Raw genomic sequence first — 19,262 nt, forward strand, 5'->3', positions numbered from 1 at the left:
CATGGAAACGCTGTTGGAAGTGCGCAACCTGAGCAAAACCTACCGCTACCGCACCGGGCTGTTCCGCCGCCAGCACGTCGAGGCGGTGAAATCGGTCAGCTTTACCCTGCGCGAAGGCCAGACGCTGGCGGTGATCGGCGAGAACGGCTCCGGCAAATCCACGCTGGCGAAGATGCTCTCCGGCATGGTGGAACCCACCGCCGGCGAGCTGCTGATCGACGATCATCCGCTGGCGTTCGGCGATTATCGTTACCGCAGCCAGCGTATTCGCATGATTTTTCAGGATCCGAGCACCTCGCTCAACCCGCGCCAGCGCATCGGCCAGCTGCTGGATGCGCCGCTGCGGCTGAACACCGATCTTGAGCCCGCCGAGCGGGAGCAGCGTATCAACCAAACGCTGCGCCAGGTCGGCATGCTGCCGGATCACGCCTACTACTATCCGCACATGCTGGCCTCCGGGCAAAAACAGCGCGTCGCGCTGGCCCGCGCGCTGATCCTGCAACCGAAGGTGATCGTCGCCGATGAGGCGCTGGCCTCGTTGGACATGTCGATGCGCTCGCAAATCATCAATCTGATGCTGGAGCTGCAGGAAAAACACGGCATTTCCTATATCTACGTCACCCAGCACCTCGGCATGATGAAGCATATCAGCGACCAGGTGCTGGTGATGCACGAAGGGGAAATCGTCGAACGCGGCAGCACCGCGGAGGTGTTGGCGGCGCCGCTGCACGAATTGACCAAGCGCCTTATCGCCAGCCACTTCGGCGAGGCGCTGACCGCCGATGCCTGGCGGCGCGACGGCGGCCGCTTCTGAGTCACGCCTTCACCTCCAAACCCGCTGCGGCGGGTTTTTTATCGCCTTGCGCGCCTGCCGCTTAGCAAGAAAGCGCACATGCAAATTACATTCTTGTTATATATCCTTATATTTTATTCCTTCCAGTTATTGATTAGTCCGTAACATTATTTTATCTCGCCAGGGCGATCGGTGAGGATATCCCCTACGTTGCACTTCTCATACGACAGGATATCGCACTGATGAACAGCATTCGCCATCGCCGCCTTACGCAGTTTCTGCTCACGCTGGCAGCCGGTTTTTCTGTTTACGGCCACGCCCTCTGCTGTGATGAGCTGCGTTAAAACCGCCTTTCGCCCCGCCTGCGGGCATGTTGCCTCTTTGTCCAGCCGACGCTGCCGCGCGCAGCGGCGGTTGTTGATCATGATTAAGGATTGACCCTATGGAACGACTCCGTCGACAACATAATGCCCAGTGGTATCACGAAACCCAAAGCAGCGTGCGGGGCGATGCGCCGCTGGAACCCCAGGCGGCCACCCTTCGCGATCGCTTTCTGCTGGGGCTGGGCGCCTTCGCCGATGCAGCCTTAAACAATGCGCTCAGCGCTCGCGCCGGGGTGTTCAGCGCCTCGTTGGCCGGTTACCACGCGCTGTTTCCCGACCAGGTGCCGCTGTCACGCTACGTGACACTGTCACCCTACGATCGCCTCAGCACCGCGTTGACCGTCGCTCAGGTGGCGGGCGTGCAATCGCTTTGTAGCCACTACGCCGCCCGCCTCGCCCCGCTGCACAGCCCGGACGCCTCCCGGGAAAGCAATATCCGCCTTGCTCAGATCACCCAATATGCCCGCCAGCTTGCCAGCCAGCCCACGCTGATTTGCCGCAAGGCGCTGCAACAGCTCGCCGACGTCGGGCTGAGCCCGGCGGATATTGTCACCTTTTCGCAGGTGATCGGTTTTGTCAGCTATCAGGCGCGCGTGGTCGCCGGCGTCGCGGCGTTGGCCGGCCGGCCGGCGGTGGTGGTGCCCGGCTTTCCTAACGTCGAAGACGCCGATGGCATCGCTTTCAGCGCCGACGAACTGAATTGGTTCGCCCGCCTGCCGCCGATCGACGCGGAAACCGCCGCCGCCGAACAGCTTGATGTGTTGGATCAAAGTCACCCGCAGGCGCGCGCCGAATCTTATTATTTGCTGTTGGCCCACGACGCCGCCACCCTGCGCGAGCGCAACGGGGTGTTCAACGGCATCAATGCCGAAGGATATGGGTTATCGAGTCGCCTCAAGGCGCTGGCGACGCTGGCGGTCTCGCGCATCAACGGCAGCCGTTACTGCGCGGCCACCGTCGCGCAAGAATTGCAGGATGAGGGATTGGTTCAGGCGCTGTTCGCCGGGCTGCCTCAGGGGCTGGCGTATACCGAAGATGCGGTAAAACTCGCGGTGATGCGCACCGCCGCCGAGCTGACTCGCGCACCTGAGAAGTTCACCCCGCAGAGCGTGCAGCCGCTGTTCAACAGCGGCCTGGATCAGGCGCAGGCGCTGGAGGTGATCCTCACCGTCGCGCTCTACGCCTGGGAAAACCGCCTGCGCCAAACGCTGGGTGATGCGGAATCTTTCAGCGCTACCGACTGAATACCACTACGCGGCTAATTACTGGCCGCAATACATTCTTCCTTCAGATATTTTGCCGCCGCAACCACTCGCTGGCGGCATCGAAAAACTTCTGCGCCAACGGCGTGGCGCGCTCCGACATATCGACCACCACCGCCGCATGACGCGGCATGGCGGCGATGGCCACCGGACGCCGCTGCAATGCCGGCATCAGCGGCGATTGCAGTTGGCCGCGCGGGAACAACCCGCAGCCCAACCCGACGAAAATCCCCTCCAGCAGTTGGAAGATAGAGGTAGTTTCCAGCCGCGGGTGCAGCGTCAATCCAGCGTCGCGGAAATGCTGATCGAGATAGCGGCGGAAATAACGCGTCGGCTCGGCCAGACACAGCGGCAAGGCGGCCACTGCCTCCAGCGGCAACGGCGCATCCCCCACCAGCTTAGGGAAATGCTGCGGATGAAACACCAGCTCAACGCCGGTTTCCACCAGCGGCTGCGATTGGAAATGCAGTTCTTTCAAGGTCGACAGCTCGAAAAAGCCGATGCCGATATCTACGGTGTGCGCCGTCAGCGCCTCCAGCAGCTGATCGGCGCTCAGCACCGCCAACCGATAATCAAGATGGGGATAACGTTCGCTGACCGCCTTGAGCATTTCCGCCACCGAGATGCTGCACTGCGGCACCACACCGAGGCGCAACGTGCCGTGCAAGCCGTGCTTGAGCGACTCCACCTCCAGTTTCAGCCCTTGGTAGACCGAGACGATCTCGCGCGCCCACGCCAACACCCGTTCGCCCTCGGCGGTAAAGCCGCCGAAATGGTTGCCGCGGTTAATCAGCGAAACGCCCAGTTCTTTTTCCAGATTTTTCAATCGCATGGACAGCGTCGGCTGGCTAACGAAGCTGGCTTCCGCCGCCCGGCCGAAGTGGCGCTCCCGTTCTAAATTACACAGATAAATCAGTTGTTTAATATCCATAGCGCGGCTCAATGATCGGCATTCGCACCAGTATACCACCGGGCGCCGTCGCCCGCCCGGTGAGTCAGAGTTTGAGCTTCACGTAATCCGCCAGGCGGGAGAACACGCCGCCCTGCGGCACCGCCCGCAGCGCCACCAGCGGCAGGGTTTTCACCACCTGGCCATTGTCGCTGATGCGGATCTCGCCGACGATTTGTCCTTTGTTGACCGGCGCTTCCAGCCGCGCAACGTTGAGCACGTACTGCGCCTTCAGCTTGTCCGCCTCGCTTTTCGGCAGGCTGAGCGACTGGTCCTGCGCGCTGCCGACCGGCAAACGGTGGCTTGCACCATACCAGACCGGCTCTTCCCCCAGGCTCTGGCCGGCGCTGAACAGGTGTACCGTGCTAAAGTCGCGCAGCCCCCAGCTCAGTAGCTTACGCGCCTGTTCCTCGCGGCCTTTGGAACTTTTGCCGCCCATCACCACGGCGATCAGGCGGCGATCTCCTTCGGTGGCGGAAGCGATGATGTTGAAGCCGGCCGAGGCGGTGTGTCCGGTTTTCAGGCCGTCGACGTGCAGGGTCTTATCCCACAGCAGGCCGTTGCGGTTCTGCTGCGTGATGCCGTTCCAGGTCAGCGATTTCTCGCTGTACATATGGTATTCCGCCGGCTCGCTCATGATGATGGCGCGCGCAATCACCGCCAGATCGCCGGCGGTGGTGAACTGGCCCGGCGCATCCAGCCCATGCACCGTTTCAAAATGGGTGTTTTGCAGGCCCAGCTGGGCGCTCTTCTCGTTCATCAGCTTGACGAAGTTGACCTGGCTGCCCGCCACATAGTCCGCCATCGCCACGCAGGCGTCGTTGCCGGAATCGATGATGATGCCGCGGCTGAGATCGCGTACCGTGACCCTGTCACCAGGCTTCAGGAACATCAGCGAGGAGCCTTTGAACACCGGGTTGCCCTGCGCCCAGGCGTCTTTCCCCACGGTGACGACATCATCGAGGCCAATCTTATGCTCATCGAGCGCATGATCGATCACCAACCCGGTCATGAGTTTGGTCAGGCTGGCCGGATTGCGGCGCTCGTCGGCATTGCCGGCAGCCAGCACCTGGCCGGTAGTGTAATCCATCAATACGTAAGAGGCGGCGTCTATCGCCGGTGGGGTCATGGTGGGAAAATGGGACGCCGTTTCCGCCGCCTGCGCCGCCAAAGGCAGTAAGATACCGCCAATCACCACTGATACTGAACGCTTCACGCTGTGTTCCTCAGGCCCGCAGGCTAAATAAAATGCCAATATAATCCGCGAGATAGACTGCATTAATTCACTTTCAGGCGAAACCATTACTCTTTTGCAGCGGGTGTCTTTATGCAACCATTTGTTTAGGTCAGCGTCCGCCTGCGATAGATATGCTCTATGCCGCCATTGCCCCATTCGATTAGACGCCTGCCTGCCGCCCCCCTAAACTTGTGACATAAATACGCAAGACGCATAAAAAAGCGTTTACTTTTTAGCTACAACCACCTGCGAAGTGTCACCATGAAATTCAAACCGTCAATCAAGCCTTATACCGGCCCAGCGGGCGGCTGGGGTTCGCTTGAAGCCACCACCCGCTTTGTCCTCGACAGTAAACAAACCCTAAAAAACATGCGCAACCTGATGCGCGTCAACAAGGCGCGCGGCTTCGACTGCCCCGGTTGCGCCTGGGGCGACGATAACCACAGCACCTTCAGCTTCTGTGAAAACGGCGCCAAGGCGGTCAGTTGGGAAGCGACGCGCAGCGCCGTCGAGCCTGAGTTCTTCGCCGCGCACAGCGTCAGCACCCTGCAGCAGCAGAGCGACTATTTCCTCGAATATCAGGGGCGCCTCACGCATCCGATGCGCTACAACGCCGAAACCGACCACTATGAGCCTATTCATTGGCCGGACGCGCTGGCGCTGATCGCCAGGCACATCAACGCAATGGACAACCCGAACCAAATCGAGCTGTATACCTCGGGCCGCGCCAGCAACGAAGCGTCGTACCTTTATCAACTGTTCGGCCGCATGCTCGGCACCAGCAATTTCCCCGACTGCTCCAACATGTGTCACGAGGCGAGCGGCGTCGGGCTGAAGCAAAGCATCGGCGTCGGCAAAGGCACCATCCGCATCGATGACTTCGAAAAAGCCGACGCCATCTTCGTGTTCGGTCAAAACCCCGGCACCAACCACCCGCGCATGCTGCACAGCCTGAAAAACGCCGCCCGACGCGGCGCGCGCATCGTCAGTTTCAACACCCTGCGCGAGCGCGGGCTGGAAAGATTCGCCGATCCGCAGGATCCGGTGCAGATGCTGACGCCAAAATCCTCGCCGATCAGTTCCTCCTATTACCAACCGAATCTGGGCGGCGATATGGCGGCGGTGCGCGGCATGGTGAAAGCCCTGCTGGAAACCCACCGTCAGCGCCTCGCCGCCGGTGAGCCCCCCCTGTTTGACCTGGCGTTTATCGAACGGCACAGCGTCGGCGTGGAGGCTTATCTGGCGCAGGTGGACGCCACCGAGTGGCAGACCATCACCGCACAATCGGGCCTGAGCGAAGCGCAATTGCGTCAGGCGGCGGCCACCTACCAGGGTGCTGAACGGGTGATCTGCACCTGGGCGATGGGCGTGACTCAGCATAAGCACTCGATTGCGACGGTGCGTGAAATCACCAACCTGCAGCTGTTGTTCGGGCAACTGGGCAAACCAGGCGCCGGTCTGTGTCCGGTGCGCGGCCACAGCAACGTTCAGGGCAACCGCACCATGGGGATCGATGAGAAGTCGCCGAAGGCGCTGCTCGACAGCCTGGAACGCCACTTTAACTTCACCGCCAATCGCGCGGTGGGCCACAACACGGTGGAAGCGATCGAAGCGATGCTGCGCGGCGAAGTGAAAGTGCTGATCGCGCTGGGCGGCAATCTGGCCGCCGCGGCGCCGGACACCGAGCGCACCGCCCGCGCCCTGCGCAACTGCGATTTGACGGTGCACATCAGCACCAAACTTAACCGCAGCCACCTGGTGACCGGCAAAGACGCGCTGATCCTGCCGACGCTGGGCCGCACCGAACTGGACATGCAGGCCAGCGGCTCGCAGTACATCACGGTCGAAGATTCTTTCAGCATGGTTCACGCTTCGGAAGGCATCGGCAAACCGTTGGCGGATACGCAACGTTCGGAAACGGCGATCGTCTGCGGCATCGCCGACGCGGTGCTGGGCACGCAGCAGCTGGACTGGTTGGAGTTAGCCGACGACTACTCGCTGATCCGCGATCATATCGCCGCCACCATTCCCGGCTTCGAGGATTTCAACCGGCGCTGCGACCAGCCCGGCGGGTTCTACCTGGGCAACGCCGCCGCCGAACTGCGCTTCGCCACGCCGAGCGGCAAGGCGGAATTCAGCGCCGCCGCGCTGCCGGCGACCCTGTTCCCGCAGCTGGGCGACGAGCAAGCGCCGTTTACCCTGCAAACCCTGCGTTCGCACGATCAGTACAACACCACCATCTATGGCCTGGATGACCGCTACCGCGGCGTTTACGGCCAGCGCGAAGTGTTGTTCATCCATCCGGAAGATCTGGCGGCGCTGGGCCTGCAGGATGGCGAACGGGTTGAGATAGAGACCCTGTGGAACGATGGCGTGGTGCGTAAAGTGGACGGATTCAAGCTGGTGAGTTACGACATTCCGCGTGGCAACCTGGCGGCCTACTACCCGGAAACCAACCCGCTGGTGCCGCTGGCCAGCTTCGGCGACGGCACCGGCACCCCGACGTCGAAGTCGATCCCGGTGGCGATTCGCCGCAGCGAACAGCAACCCTCGCTGCGCATTGCCTGAAAACGCGCGCCCGGTTCACGCCGGGCGCTTCAATATCGCCAGGATGGTCTGTAATTCGTCGGACAGTTGATGCCGTCGCCAGACGAAGTACAGATCGCTCGCGCCCTCCTCACCCATTTCCACCACCTTCAGCCCCGGAGCGGGCAAAATCTGCGGCAGCAAAGAACCCGGCACGCAGGCGACGCCGCAACCTGCCTGCACGCAGGCCGCCATCGCGGCATAAGACTCCATTTCCAGCGTCATGCGCGGTTTCAGCCCGCGTGAGGCCAGCCAGTGATCCACCTTCAGGCGGAACGAGCATTCTCGGCTGAACGTGTAAAACTCCAGCGCCGCCAGCGTGGCGGCATCGGGCTGCCCGGCATCGGCCGGCATCAGCATCACCAGCCGTTCGTCAAACGCCTTTTGGCTGGCCAGCAACGGATGTTCAATCGGGCCGTCGGTGATCGCCAGATCGAGGGTACTGTCGATCAGCATGCGCTCCAGCACCAATGAATCGCGGCTGAGCACGTTGATCTGCAGATGGGGTTGTAAACGGCGCAGCCGAGCGATACGCGCCGGCAAATGGCTGACCAGCGAGAAATCCAGCGCCCCGAGGTTCAGCAGCCCATGCTGGTGCTCGTCGGCGAACAGTTGTTTGCTGCGCTCCGCCTGCGCCACGATGTCGCGCGCCTGCTGGTAGAACAACCGGCCTTTGGGATTGACGTACAGCCGGTTCTTGTCGCGAAAAAACAGTTCGCCGCCCAACGACTCCTCCAGCTCGCGCAGCCGCAGCGTGACGTTGGACGGCACGCAGTGCAGCTCACGGGCGGCGGCGGCGATGGTTTTGTGTTCCACCACGGTGCAGAAAAACTTCAGTTGGCTCAGCTTCATGTTTCATTCACTTTTAGTAAGTGTTTTAGTTAAAAACAATCACTTTAGATTAGCATCGATTTCATCTACAGTCTGCCGACACCCTGAGGAGGATCACTGATGCCACTGAATGATTTACTGTCGCTGCCCGGCGTGGCGGCCCAACCGGACGCGGTAACCGACGGTTACGTGTTCAACCACACCATGATCCGCGTGAAAGACCTGACCAAAGCGCTGGATTTCTACACTCGCGTACTGGGTTTTACCCCGGTCTATCTGGAAGAGTTCAAAGAGGCCGCCTTCACTATCTGCTACCTGACGCGCAGCCCGCGCGAGCATATCCCGCAGGATGACGACGAACGCAAACGCTGGGCGCTGAGCCAACCGGGCATTCTCGAGCTGACCCATAACCACGGCACCGAAAATCAGGCGGATTTCCATTACCACAACGGCAACGGCGAGCCGCGCGGCTTTGGCCACCTGTGCGTCACGGTGCCGGACGTGCGCGCCGCCTGCGAGCGTTTTGAGCGCCTGGGCGTCACCTTCCAGAAACGCCTGCATGAAGGCCGCATGAACTACGTCGCGTTCATTCGCGATCCGGACGATTACTGGATTGAAATCCTGCAGCCGACGCCGCTGCAGGACTGATTGCCCCCTCCTTCACCCCGGCCTGCGCGCCGGGATTTTTCATCGTTCGCCCTTCGATTGACCAATCTTGCGCAAAATCGCGCGGCAACGCGGGGTTCCGTGACGTTAGGCTTGCTCGCAGCGGGTGATTCGCGTAAAACTGTCAGCCGCAAATCTTGCCACTCACAACCCATTCACTGGACGATATGTTTCAAGATAACCCGCTGCTGGCGCAGCTAAAACAGCAACTTCACTCTCAGACCCCGCGCGTTGAAGGCGTCGTAAAAGGGACTGAGAAAGGCTTTGGCTTTCTTGAAGTAGACGGTCAAAAAAGCTACTTCATTCCGCCGCCGTACATGAAGAAAGTCATGCACGGGGATCGCATTATCGCCACCCTGCACACCGAGAAAGAGCGCGAAATCGCCGAGCCGGAAACCCTGGTCGAGCCATTCCTGTCGCGCTTTGTCGGCCGCGTGCAAAAACGCGACGATCGTCTGTCCATCGTGCCCGATCATCCGTTGCTGAAAGACGCGATTCCGTGCCGCCCGGTGCGTGAACTGACCCACAACTTCCAGGCCGGCGACTGGGCGGTGGCGGAAATGCGCCGCCATCCGCTGAAAGGCGATCGCGGCTTCAACGCCGACCTGACCCAGTTTATCACCGACGGTGAAGACCATTTCGCCCCGTGGTGGGTGACGCTGGCGCGTCACAACCTGGAAAAAGAGGCGCCGGAGATGCAGGCCCTCAGCGAGCCGGACGCGGCGCTGGTGCGTGAAGATCTGACCGCGCTCGAATTCGTCACCATCGACAGCGCCAGCACCGAAGACATGGACGATGCGCTGTACGTGACCGACAACGGTGACGGTTCGCTGCAGTTGACCATCGCCATCGCCGATCCTACTGCCTACGTCGAACAAGACAGCAAGCTGGACGATATCGCCCGCGTGCGCGCCTTCACCAACTATCTGCCGGGCTTCAACATCCCGATGCTGCCGCGCGATCTGTCGGACAACCTGTGCTCTCTGCGCCCTAACGAGCGCCGTCAGGTGCTGGCTTGCCGCGTGACCATCGCCGCCGACGGCGCGCTGGGCGAAGATATTCAGTTCTTCGCCGCCGAGATCGAATCCAAAGCCAAACTGGTGTACGACGAAGTCTCCGACTGGCTGGACGGCATTGCCGGCTGGCAACCGCCGAGCGACGCCATCGCGCAACAGATCACCCTGCTGAAACGCGTTTGCGACGCGCGCAACGCCTGGCGCCACCAGCATGCGCTGGTATTCAAAGATCGCCCGGACTACCGCTTCGTGTTGGGTGAAAAAGGCGACGTGCTGGAGATCGTTACCGAGCAGCGCCGCAGCGCCAACCGTATCGTTGAAGAATGCATGATCGCCGCCAACGTCTGCGCCGCCATCGTGCTGCGCGATCGCCTGGGCTTCGGCGTGTACAACGTGCACACCGGTTTCGATCCTGCGCTGGTTGAGCAAGCGGTCACCGTACTGCAGGCCAACGGCGTGGAAGCCGAAGCCGAGAAGCTGCTGACCCTCGACGGTTTCTGCGAACTGCGCCGCCACCTGGATGCGCAGCCGACCCAGTTCCTCGACAGCCGCATCCGCCGCTTCCAGACCTTCGCCGAGATCAGCACTACGCCGGGGCCACACTTCGGTCTGGGGCTGGAGGCTTACGCCACCTGGACATCGCCGATCCGTAAATACGGCGATATGGTCAACCATCGCCTGCTGAAGGCGATCATCAACCAGCAGCCGGCGGAAAAACCGCAGGATGACGTGACGGTGCAGCTGGCGGAACGCCGCCGCCTGAACCGCATGGCGGAACGCGACGTCGGCGATTGGCTGTACGCGCGCTTCCTGCAGGACAAGGCCGGTACCGATACCCGCTTCAACGCCGAGATTATCGACGTGACACGCGGCGGCCTGCGCGTGCGCCTGCTGGACAACGGCGCGGTTGCCTTCATTCCGGCGCCGTTCATTCATGCGGTGCGTGACGAGATGCAATGCAGCCAGGAAACCGGCACCGTGCAGATCAAAGGTGAAGTGGTTTACCGCCAGAGCGACACCTTGCAGGTCACCATCGCCGAAGTGCGCATGGAAACCCGCAGCGTGATCGCCCGCCCTGCGGTCTGACGGTAGGATAGCGTGCGGTAACAAACGTCAAGCGCCGGCGGTGAAAACCGCCGGCGCTTTTTTTGCCCCGCGTCTGCTAGCGCAGCGGATCGCCGCCGGTTTCACGCAACAGCGGCAACGCGGCCAGCGAGATCAGCGTCGCCAGCATCAGATAGCCGGCGGGCGCTAACAATGAACCGCTGAGCACGATCGACTGTGAAGCGATGTATTGGGCAAAACCACCGAAAATTGCGACGCCGAGGCTATAAACCAGCGCAAACCCCAGCGCGCGCACCCGCTGCGGAAACAGCTCGGAAATCATCAACAACGTCGGAACAGAACCTAACGTTGTCAGCGCAACCATCAACGCCACCACGCTCAGCAACACCGCCGGATGCGGCGCCACCGTCAACAGCCAGAAAACCGGCAACGCCAGCAACAAAATGGCGATCCGCGCCCAGCGGATCAGCGGCAGACGGCCATAACGATCGCACCAATGCCCGACCAGCAGGCTGCCGACGAAGGTGATAATCCCGGCCAGCAGCATCGCCGCATACCCGTAGGTCTGCGCCATCCCCAGGTACTTAACCGCAAAGGTGCCCAGATAGTACATCGAGATATAGGTCGCGACGGTGGCGCCGATGGTCAACATCACGCCGAGCATCACCGCCCGGGAATGTTTGCGCAGCGGTACAGGCGCCTCATGGGTACGCTCCGCCGGCGGCCGGTCGCTTTCCAGCCCGAGACGCAGCCAGCAACCGAGCGGCGCCAGCGCCACGCCGATAAAGAAAGGAATGCGCCAGCCCCATTCAGCCATCGCGTTCGGTTCGCCCGAAAGCAGCGGCAGCGCGGCGCTCAACCCCAGCGCTGTCACACCGCCAATCACGCTGGCAATGCCCTGCGTCGCCAGTGACCAGCTGGAATAGAAGCCGCGCCGATTGGGCGGCGCCGACTCCACCAGCAACGACATTGACGCCCCCACCTCTCCGCCCGCCGCCACGCCCTGGATCAGGCGCGCCACCACCAGCGTGATGGTTCCCCAATAGCCGGCGCTGGCGTAGGTCGGCGCAAAACCGATCATCGCCGTACCCAGGCTCATCAGTGAAATCGTCAGGATCATCGCCGGTTTGCGTCCGCGGCGATCGGCATAAGCGCCGATCAAAATACCGCCCAGAGGCCGCATAATAAAACTGACGCCGAACGTGGCGAACGCCAGCAGCAACGCCAGATTAGGATCGCTCGACGGCGGAAAGAACAGCACACTAATATAAATGACGAAGAAGTTATAAATGCCGAAGTCGAAAAATTCCAGTGCATTACCGAAGGAGGCGGCAAATATCACTTTCTTGCCACCCGCCTTCGACGGCGCATTTATTTCTGATTGCGTCACCGCCGTATTTTCACTCATTATGACCTTCCCTGTTATTATTCTTTTAGTTTATTTTAAATAGGCTTCCACCAGCGCTCCCCAATAATGGCTGCCCGCCGCCAGGCATTCATCGTTAAAGTCATATCCCGGGTTATGCACCATACAGCTTCCTTCACCGTCGCCATTACCGATCAGCAGATAACAACCCTGCGGCTGCGCCTCGAGCATGAAGGTGAAATCTTCACTGCCCATCAGCGGCTTGGCGCCGTAGTGCGCGCGTGCGGCGCCGAACTGCTGCTGCGCCACCTGATGCGCGAAGCGCGTCATGGCCTCATCGTTAACCAATACCGGAGCGCCGTTGATGTGGTTCACGATTGCCGTGGCACCGAAGCTTTGCGCCTGCGCCTGAATCAGCGCAGGAATGCGCGTTAACAGCTCGGTTCGCCACTCGCGCCCCAGCGATCGCACGCTAAGCCGCATTTCCGCGCTGTCCGGGATAACATTGGCCGCCTCACCGGCCTTAATGCTGCCGACGGTGATCACCGCCGCCTCCAGCGGATCGGTATTACGCGAGACGATGCTTTGCAGCGCGACGACGATATGCGAGGCCACCAGCACCGGATCGACGGTCAGATGCGGCATAGCGCCGTGCCCACCGCAGCCTTGCACGGTAACGACGAATTGGTCCGTCGAAGCCATAAAGGCGCCGTGACGGAAGAAAAACTCGCCCACCGGCAGACCCGGCATGTTGTGCATGGCGAAGATGGCGTCACAGGGAAAGCGTTCGAATAACCCTTGCTCCACCATCAACGCGCCGCCGCCCAGCGTCTCTTCCGCCGGCTGAAAAATCAGATGCAGCGTGCCATTGAAGCGGCGGGTTTGCGCCAGGTAACGCGCAGCGCCGAGCAACATGGTGGTATGGCCGTCGTGGCCGCAACCGTGCATGCGGTTAGGCACGCTGCTGCTCCAGGATTTGCCGTTGTTTTCTTCGATCGGCAGCGCATCCATATCGGCGCGCAGCCCGAGACGCTTCGCACCGGCGCCCGCTCGCAGCGTACCGACGACGCCGGTGCCCGCCAATCCGCGGTGCACCTCATACCCCCACGAACTCAAATAATCCGCCACCAAATCGCTGGTACGAAACTCCTCGAAGCCAAGCTCCGGGTGCTGATGAATATCATGACGAATGGCCGTTAGCTGCGGTAAATAACCTGCAATGACTTTATCTATCATTATTAATTCCTTTTATTGACTTTATTATTTGTGAAATAAATGAATGGCGCTTCGAGCGCGAGCCAAGATATATCACGCAAAACGTTTATTAGTACCCCTCGCGTCGGCAATACAGAAAAATAATGCCAAAGGGATCGCGCAAGCGATGGGTTTAGATATTATCCGCCAGATAAGAATTAAAAATGCAGCAGGAAACGCTGCCAGGCCACATTGCGACGACAGCCTGCACCAATGGGGTTTCATCACGTTGTTTTTACACTAAAACCCCACTTGCTTCACATTTCTCATCCGACCTGCCACGGTTCAGCGGCAAAACTTCTACTGTTAAAACGTCATCCCTAATAACAACGTCAATTTCTACCTCTGTACGCCAAGGAGTTGTTTCATGAAAAACATCAGGTCCGGACTTATCTGGCTGCTGGTGGCGTTGGTCGGCGCTTTCGCCTTCGCCATGCTGGCGCTCAGCCGCGGCGAACACGTCAACGCCGTCTGGCTGGTGGTCGCCGCCGTCGCCTGCTACAGCATCGCCTACCGCTTCTACAGCCGGTTCATCGCCGACAAGGTCTTTGAACTGGATGACCGCCGTCTGACCCCGGCCGAACGCCACAACGACGGTCTGGACTACGTGCCCACCAACAAATGGGTGCTGTTCGGGCACCACTTCGCCGCCATCGCCGGCGCCGGGCCGCTGGTGGGGCCGATCCTGGCCGCGCAGATGGGCTTCCTGCCGGGAACCATCTGGATCCTGGTCGGCGTTATGTTGGCCGGCGCGGTGCAGGATTTTCTGGTGCTGTTCATCTCCACCCGCCGCGACGGACGTTCGCTGGGGGAGATGGCCAAGCAAGAGCTGGGGGCGTTCGCCGGGGTGATCACCATGCTCGGCGCGCTGGGGGTGATGATCATCATCCTGTCGGCGCTGGCGCTGGTGGTGGTGAAGGCGCTGGCCGACAGCCCGTGGGGGCTGTTCACCATCGCCGCCACCATCCCGATCGCCCTGTTCATGGGTGTCTACATGCGTTTTATTCGCCCAAGTAAGATCGCTGAAATCTCGGTAATCGGCTTCGTGCTGATGCTGCTGGCGATCGTTTACGGCGGCAACGTGGCGCAAGATCCGTACTGGGGGCCGTTCTTCACGCTGCACGGCACCACCCTGACCTGGGTGCTGGTGATCTACGGTTTCGTCGCCTCGGTGCTGCCGGTGTGGCTGCTGCTGGCGCCGCGCGATTACCTTTCGACCTTTATGAAGATCGGCGTCATCATCGGTCTGGCCATCGGCATCGTCTTCGCCATGCCGGAGATGAAAATGCCGGCGGTCTCGCGCTTTATCGACGGCAGCGGCCCGGTGTTCGCCGGCGCCCTGTTCCCGTTCCTGTTCATCACCATCGCCTGCGGCGCCATTTCCGGCTTCCACGCGCTGGTTTCCAGCGGCACCACGCCCAAACTGGTGGAGCGCGAAAGCCACATTCGCTTTATCGGTTACGGCGCCATGCTGATGGAGTCTTTCGTCGCCATCATGGCGCTGATCTGCGCCTCGGTGCTGGATCCGGGCGTTTACTTCGCCATGAACTCGCCGGCGGCGCTGATCGGCACCACGGTGGAAAATGCTTCGCAGGTCATTAACAGCTGGGGCTTTATCGTCACGCCGGAAACGCTGGCGCTGATCGCCAAAGAGGTGGGTGAGAATTCGATACTGTCGCGCGCCGGCGGCGCCCCGACCTTCGCCGTGGGCATGGCGCACATCATCAGTGAGGTGTTCAACAGCCGGGCGATGATGGCGTTCTGGTACCACTTCGCCATTCTGTTCGAAGCGCTGTTCATCCTGACCGCCGTCGACGCCGGCACCCGCGCCTGCCGCTTTATGGTGCAGGATCTGGTGGGCGTGGCGGTGCCGCAGCTGGCCAACAACCGCTCCTGGCTCGGCAACCTGGCGGGCACCACGGTGGCGGTGGCCGGTTGGGGCTTCTTCGTGTATCAGGGGGTGGTCGATCCGCTCGGCGGCATCAATACCCTGTGGCCGCTGTTCGGCATCGGCAACCAGATGCTGGCATCGATGGCGCTAATCCTCGGCACCGTGGTGCTGTTCAAGATGAAGAAGCAGCGCTACGCCTGGGTGACTATTCTGCCGACCGCCTGGCTGTTCGTGACCTCCATGACCGCCGGCTGGCAGAAGATCTTCCACGAAAAACCGAGCATCGGCTTCCTGGCGCAGGCGAAGAAGTTCTCCACCGGCATCGAGCAAGGCACGATCATTGCGCCGGCCAAATCGTTGAAAGACATGGAGACCATCGTGTTCAGCAACCAAATCAACGCCGCGCTGTGCGGGTTCTTTATGCTGGTGGCGGTGACCATGCTGATCGCCGCTTTCTTCGCCATCCGCCGGGCGCTGCGTTCCGAACAACCGACGGCGCACGAGGTCAGCGCCGCACTGCGGGAGGAAACCAGCCGTGGCTGAGTCCCGGGGTTGAGATAGACGGCCGGCCTCTCGAGCAATGCGCTGCTCGAGGGGTTGGGTCGTTACCGCGCCGGTGGACAATATTGCGTTTACGGCGGCATCCGCCTCCGCCTCACCGATCAACGGACTGCTGCAGCTGTTTTATCTCTTGCTTACCTAACAGGCCTCTTCGGCCGATTTCATGCAATATAAGCTCCGGAACATTATCCACATCAGCTATTTTTCTGCTATTAACAATAATCTGCTTTGCATTTTCATAGTCTGGCGCCCACAGGTCATTATTATCTGTTACGTTCTTGTAAACGCAAACCAATGATTTATTCCATGCAGCAGAAATATGTACAATCGACGTATCCGGGGATATAATCATGTCAACCTCCCGGATCAAAGCCATGACATGATGCAATGAATTAAATGGATTTATAACAACGTTACTTGGTAGAGATATAGTCAGTTCCTTTCGGTGATCGAGAATAATTATACTTATACTTGACGATTTTTCATTAAGCATATCAATAAGCCGAACAAGTTGCTCTCTGGATAGATTTCTCTCTGGACTCCCGGTAAAAACATTAATGACAATCTTGACTTTATCCCTCCAACCGCTTAAATACTCTCTCACTTCAAAAGTTATCTCATCTGGGATATGCAAGTCATAGGCACGGCGATTTGTAATATTGAGCCCTGCGGCATTGGCAATCAAAGCAATTGCTTTCGTCACATGTTCCTTACCATTGTCAAATGAAATAGATTTGCTGTAGTGGTTAATGCAATCCCATTTATTAAAACCAAGAACAAACCTTGCGTTTATATCGCGAAAAAGCATCATCCTATGTACCGGGGTATCAAACAAACAAAGATCAACAACCAGATCATAATTATTCCCGCTTAACATCTTAACTGTTGATTTTGCAACTGTATGAGTGAACCGTTTCAAAAATATCTCATTATTACAATCATCTGCCTCATAGATATTCCTGACATAGGGGTTGTATTTCACCACCGCGCTACTCGATTTTGTGAGCAATAAATCCACCGTATAACCATACTCATAAAGACATTTCACTAGCGGCGTCGAAATCACCACATCGCCAATTGTCCCTTCATTGCGCAGGAGCAATACGGTTTTGACAGACTTGATATCAATCACATTTTTTCTACGCTTATCCCAGATAAGCTTTGCAATATAAACCTTAATATTCAGCTTCACTTTTTTGAAGTAATAATTCCGCCTCCTGTTCCACTCTCTTATTTTTCTAAACCGCCCTGATGAAATGTAAATTTTCAAATCCTTATGCATGACAAACTCCATTAAGTTGAATAGCCAAAGGTTAAATAGCAGAGAAAAACTGAATGATATTTCCGTAGCACTTTATCTTTTCGACTCTTGTGACAAAAAGTCATCGATGCAACATTATTACCTCCACTCAATCATGACTGAAAATAACAATACACCCGTAGAATCACAACAGTTAAATACATTCACCAACTCGATAACTGCCAAACAAAAATAATATTTTTAGCCTATCCAATCATGTTACCCGTGACATATTAATGTTTGAAAAGGTTACCTTACCATCAACCTAGATGGCTGCCTAGACAGAAAATTCAGAATACCAATACTTGCATCTGATTAAAAACAACCTTATGCAATATAAGAGGTTCCAATAATTCAGACGTTGTCGGGAAGGCTAAGCGTTGATTTCACCTATAAGCAAGAGGCGTTATCTCTTACCGTTTCGATAACTTCCTGTATATATATCCCGTGTTGCCGTTCTCAAGCCCCTGCCGGCATTGATGCCGACCGAGAGGCTGATGCACTCTGTGTTGATGGCTCCTTTCCTCGCATCTTTGTTATCTAGCCGTAGATTGGGTACGGTGGAACATGTAGCGCGCCGCCCGCACCCAGCCCCCCTGCGGTGGCTGACTGATCGTTCAGCTGCGCCGTCACCGCCTGCGCCGCTTTCTGCAGATCGCTGCCGGTGCCGTATTGCCGCATCGCGTTGTCGTACGCCTGCTTCATCACCGCCGCATCGTTCGTCGGTTTGCCGCTCTTCTCAAGCTGCTCCCTGGCCTGCGCCAGCGCCGCCGGGTCTTTCTGTGCCTTCAGCCCGGCAATCTCGCCCTGCGTGCGGATGACGTCCATCGTCTGGCCGCCAATCTCGCCGATAAGCTGTTTCCCGGTATTGCCCGGGAACAGCTGAGCGGCATCAGTGCCCTAGCAGAGGCTGTTGATATTTACTTCAGCACCTTCATTAGCTCATTCATTAGTTCGGAAGCATCTTCTTTATAGCTTGATTCCCACTGAGTTTTCCAGTCTACTGGGCGTCCTTCATTCTCCCATTCTGATAGAGCAAGTGCATTGATGATTTCCAGTTCAAACCAGATTCTCAGGTAATTATCTCTGCTTTTTTCATCCTCAAACAACTCATTTAATTGAGCCAAATCCTCTGCATAGCTTACGAACTTAGCAAAGCTAACAACGTTATTTAGAGAACTAAACGCACACTCACGAATAGCATCCTTCTTATTGGTCGCCATATTTAACCGTTACCCCCCTTCCTGATTCGTTCGTTACCACTGACACTTTGCTTTCAGGATCAAAATGGACTGTTGTTCCGCCGCGGCTAGGAGTCGACTTTCCATTTTTAATTGTATTCTCAACAACAGAAGGAGTTATTCCTCGATCCTGCATCCTATCTAAGGCATGACCTGAATACTCTCGGTTTCCTATTGTACCTGATTGATTCCTGACGAGTTGATAAGATGGATTACTTGGTTGATTCATCGGATTACGCTTGCTTCCCATAGGGATCGTTGCCGATACCTCATCACTGGCCTTATTAATCAACCTGGACGCTTCAGCGACATCCCCCTTCTTCAGCGCCGCCTCTGCCGCCTTGATCGCCTTACCGGCCGCATCACCAGCACCTGGGATAATCCCTATCGCCGCAACCAGATAATCCAGCGCACTCTGCGCTTCCGCAAAGCTCTTAATATCACTAATGATAGGCACGAAGTCTAAACCAAAGCCCGCTGCGCCTTTCAGCAGTTCGTCACTGTTGGCCTGCATCTTCGCTGAACACGCTTCTGCACTTATCCCTGCACAGTTTTTCTTCTTATACTCTTCTACTGCAGCTTTTAAGCTATCCTGCGCTTTCTGGTATTTCTCTTCCTGTGATACACCCGAGACTTTATTCTCGATGATGTCACTCAGCGCATTATTCTCCACCGCCGTCTTCCCTGCCTGCCCGCCGGTCACCGCTCCCGCAGTATCCCCCGTCGCCAGGCCGCCTGCAAGCCCTGCAGCCAACTGGCTCAGCGCGCTGACCTGTTGTTTCTCGCTTTCGCTCAGCTGCTGCGCCGTTTTGCCCGGGTACAGCTGGCCGGCAATGTAGCGCGCCGCCAGTTCCCCGCCGC

General features: G+C 58.3%; 16 protein-coding genes. 6 read left to right on the forward strand and 10 right to left on the reverse strand.

The window, feature by feature from the left end; translation table 11 throughout:
- Position 1: 1 nt before the first annotated feature.
- Positions 2-814, forward strand: a complete 813-nt coding sequence (gene sapF / locus J9788_RS05355; RefSeq protein WP_016927550.1) for a putrescine export ABC transporter ATP-binding protein SapF — start codon at positions 2-4, stop codon at positions 812-814.
- A 146-nt stretch (positions 815-960) separates the two neighbouring features.
- Here sapF and J9788_RS05360 read toward each other — a convergent pair whose 3' ends face one another.
- Positions 961-1,218 carry a hypothetical protein gene (locus J9788_RS05360; RefSeq protein ID WP_182264366.1) on the reverse strand — a complete coding sequence of 86 codons (258 nt, stop codon included), beginning with the start codon at positions 1,216-1,218 and terminating at the stop codon, positions 961-963.
- A gap of 17 nt (positions 1,219-1,235) precedes the next feature.
- Between J9788_RS05360 and J9788_RS05365 the strand changes: the two genes are divergently transcribed.
- Positions 1,236-2,420 (forward strand): peroxidase-related enzyme, encoded by a 1,185-nt coding sequence (locus J9788_RS05365; protein ID WP_182264365.1) that lies wholly within the window; start codon positions 1,236-1,238, stop codon positions 2,418-2,420.
- A 43-nt stretch (positions 2,421-2,463) separates the two neighbouring features.
- On the opposite strand, the gene J9788_RS05370 is transcribed toward J9788_RS05365, so the two are convergent.
- The gene (locus tag J9788_RS05370; RefSeq protein ID WP_033650272.1) at positions 2,464-3,369 is read right to left on the reverse strand and encodes a LysR family transcriptional regulator; all 906 of its coding nucleotides are present in this window, start codon (positions 3,367-3,369) and stop codon (positions 2,464-2,466) included.
- 64 nt (positions 3,370-3,433) lie between these two features.
- The gene (dacD, locus tag J9788_RS05375) at positions 3,434-4,603 is read right to left on the reverse strand and encodes a serine-type D-Ala-D-Ala carboxypeptidase DacD (RefSeq protein ID WP_182264364.1); all 1,170 of its coding nucleotides are present in this window, start codon (positions 4,601-4,603) and stop codon (positions 3,434-3,436) included.
- A 282-nt stretch (positions 4,604-4,885) separates the two neighbouring features.
- Between dacD and J9788_RS05380 the strand changes: the two genes are divergently transcribed.
- Positions 4,886-7,192, forward strand: a complete 2,307-nt coding sequence (locus tag J9788_RS05380; protein ID WP_182264363.1) for an FdhF/YdeP family oxidoreductase — start codon at positions 4,886-4,888, stop codon at positions 7,190-7,192.
- Between the two features lie 15 nt (positions 7,193-7,207).
- On the opposite strand, the gene J9788_RS05385 is transcribed toward J9788_RS05380, so the two are convergent.
- Positions 7,208-8,062, reverse strand: a complete 855-nt coding sequence (locus tag J9788_RS05385) for a LysR family transcriptional regulator (RefSeq protein WP_182264362.1) — start codon at positions 8,060-8,062, stop codon at positions 7,208-7,210.
- A gap of 99 nt (positions 8,063-8,161) precedes the next feature.
- On the opposite strand from J9788_RS05385, the gene gloA reads away from it, so the two are divergent.
- Positions 8,162-8,689 (forward strand): lactoylglutathione lyase, encoded by a 528-nt coding sequence (gene gloA, locus J9788_RS05390; protein ID WP_182264361.1) that lies wholly within the window; start codon positions 8,162-8,164, stop codon positions 8,687-8,689.
- Between the two features lie 185 nt (positions 8,690-8,874).
- Positions 8,875-10,809 (forward strand): exoribonuclease II, encoded by a 1,935-nt coding sequence (locus tag J9788_RS05395; RefSeq protein WP_182264360.1) that lies wholly within the window; start codon positions 8,875-8,877, stop codon positions 10,807-10,809.
- Between the two features lie 76 nt (positions 10,810-10,885).
- On the opposite strand, the gene J9788_RS05400 is transcribed toward J9788_RS05395, so the two are convergent.
- Positions 10,886-12,196, reverse strand: coding sequence for an MFS transporter (locus J9788_RS05400; protein ID WP_164094897.1), 1,311 nt, complete (start codon positions 12,194-12,196; stop codon positions 10,886-10,888).
- A gap of 30 nt (positions 12,197-12,226) precedes the next feature.
- A complete protein-coding gene (locus J9788_RS05405; RefSeq protein WP_182264359.1) occupies positions 12,227-13,390 on the reverse strand; it encodes a M20 aminoacylase family protein in 1,164 nt (387 codons plus the stop codon).
- A 385-nt stretch (positions 13,391-13,775) separates the two neighbouring features.
- Between J9788_RS05405 and J9788_RS05410 the strand changes: the two genes are divergently transcribed.
- On the forward strand, positions 13,776-15,842 hold the full coding sequence (locus J9788_RS05410) for a carbon starvation CstA family protein (RefSeq protein ID WP_182264358.1): 2,067 nt from the start codon (positions 13,776-13,778) through the stop codon (positions 15,840-15,842).
- A 112-nt stretch (positions 15,843-15,954) separates the two neighbouring features.
- On the opposite strand, the gene J9788_RS05415 is transcribed toward J9788_RS05410, so the two are convergent.
- The 4 genes from J9788_RS05415 to J9788_RS25040 form a co-directional block, all read right to left on the reverse strand.
- The gene (locus J9788_RS05415; RefSeq protein ID WP_182264357.1) at positions 15,955-17,142 is read right to left on the reverse strand and encodes a glycosyltransferase family 9 protein; all 1,188 of its coding nucleotides are present in this window, start codon (positions 17,140-17,142) and stop codon (positions 15,955-15,957) included.
- A 558-nt stretch (positions 17,143-17,700) separates the two neighbouring features.
- Complete coding sequence (locus tag J9788_RS05420) at positions 17,701-17,988, reverse strand: hypothetical protein (protein ID WP_182264356.1); 288 nt, start codon at positions 17,986-17,988, stop codon at positions 17,701-17,703.
- A 92-nt stretch (positions 17,989-18,080) separates the two neighbouring features.
- Positions 18,081-18,383, reverse strand: coding sequence for a hypothetical protein (locus tag J9788_RS05425; RefSeq protein WP_182264355.1), 303 nt, complete (start codon positions 18,381-18,383; stop codon positions 18,081-18,083).
- Positions 18,370-19,262, reverse strand: an 893-nt coding sequence (locus tag J9788_RS25040) for a VENN motif pre-toxin domain-containing protein (RefSeq protein ID WP_304621810.1), incomplete at its 5' end; no start/stop codon positions are given. The genes J9788_RS05425 and J9788_RS25040, both read right to left, overlap by 14 nt.

This window comes from Serratia sp. X10 (assembly GCF_017811775.1).
Taxonomy (GTDB): domain Bacteria; phylum Pseudomonadota; class Gammaproteobacteria; order Enterobacterales; family Enterobacteriaceae; genus Serratia; species Serratia ureilytica.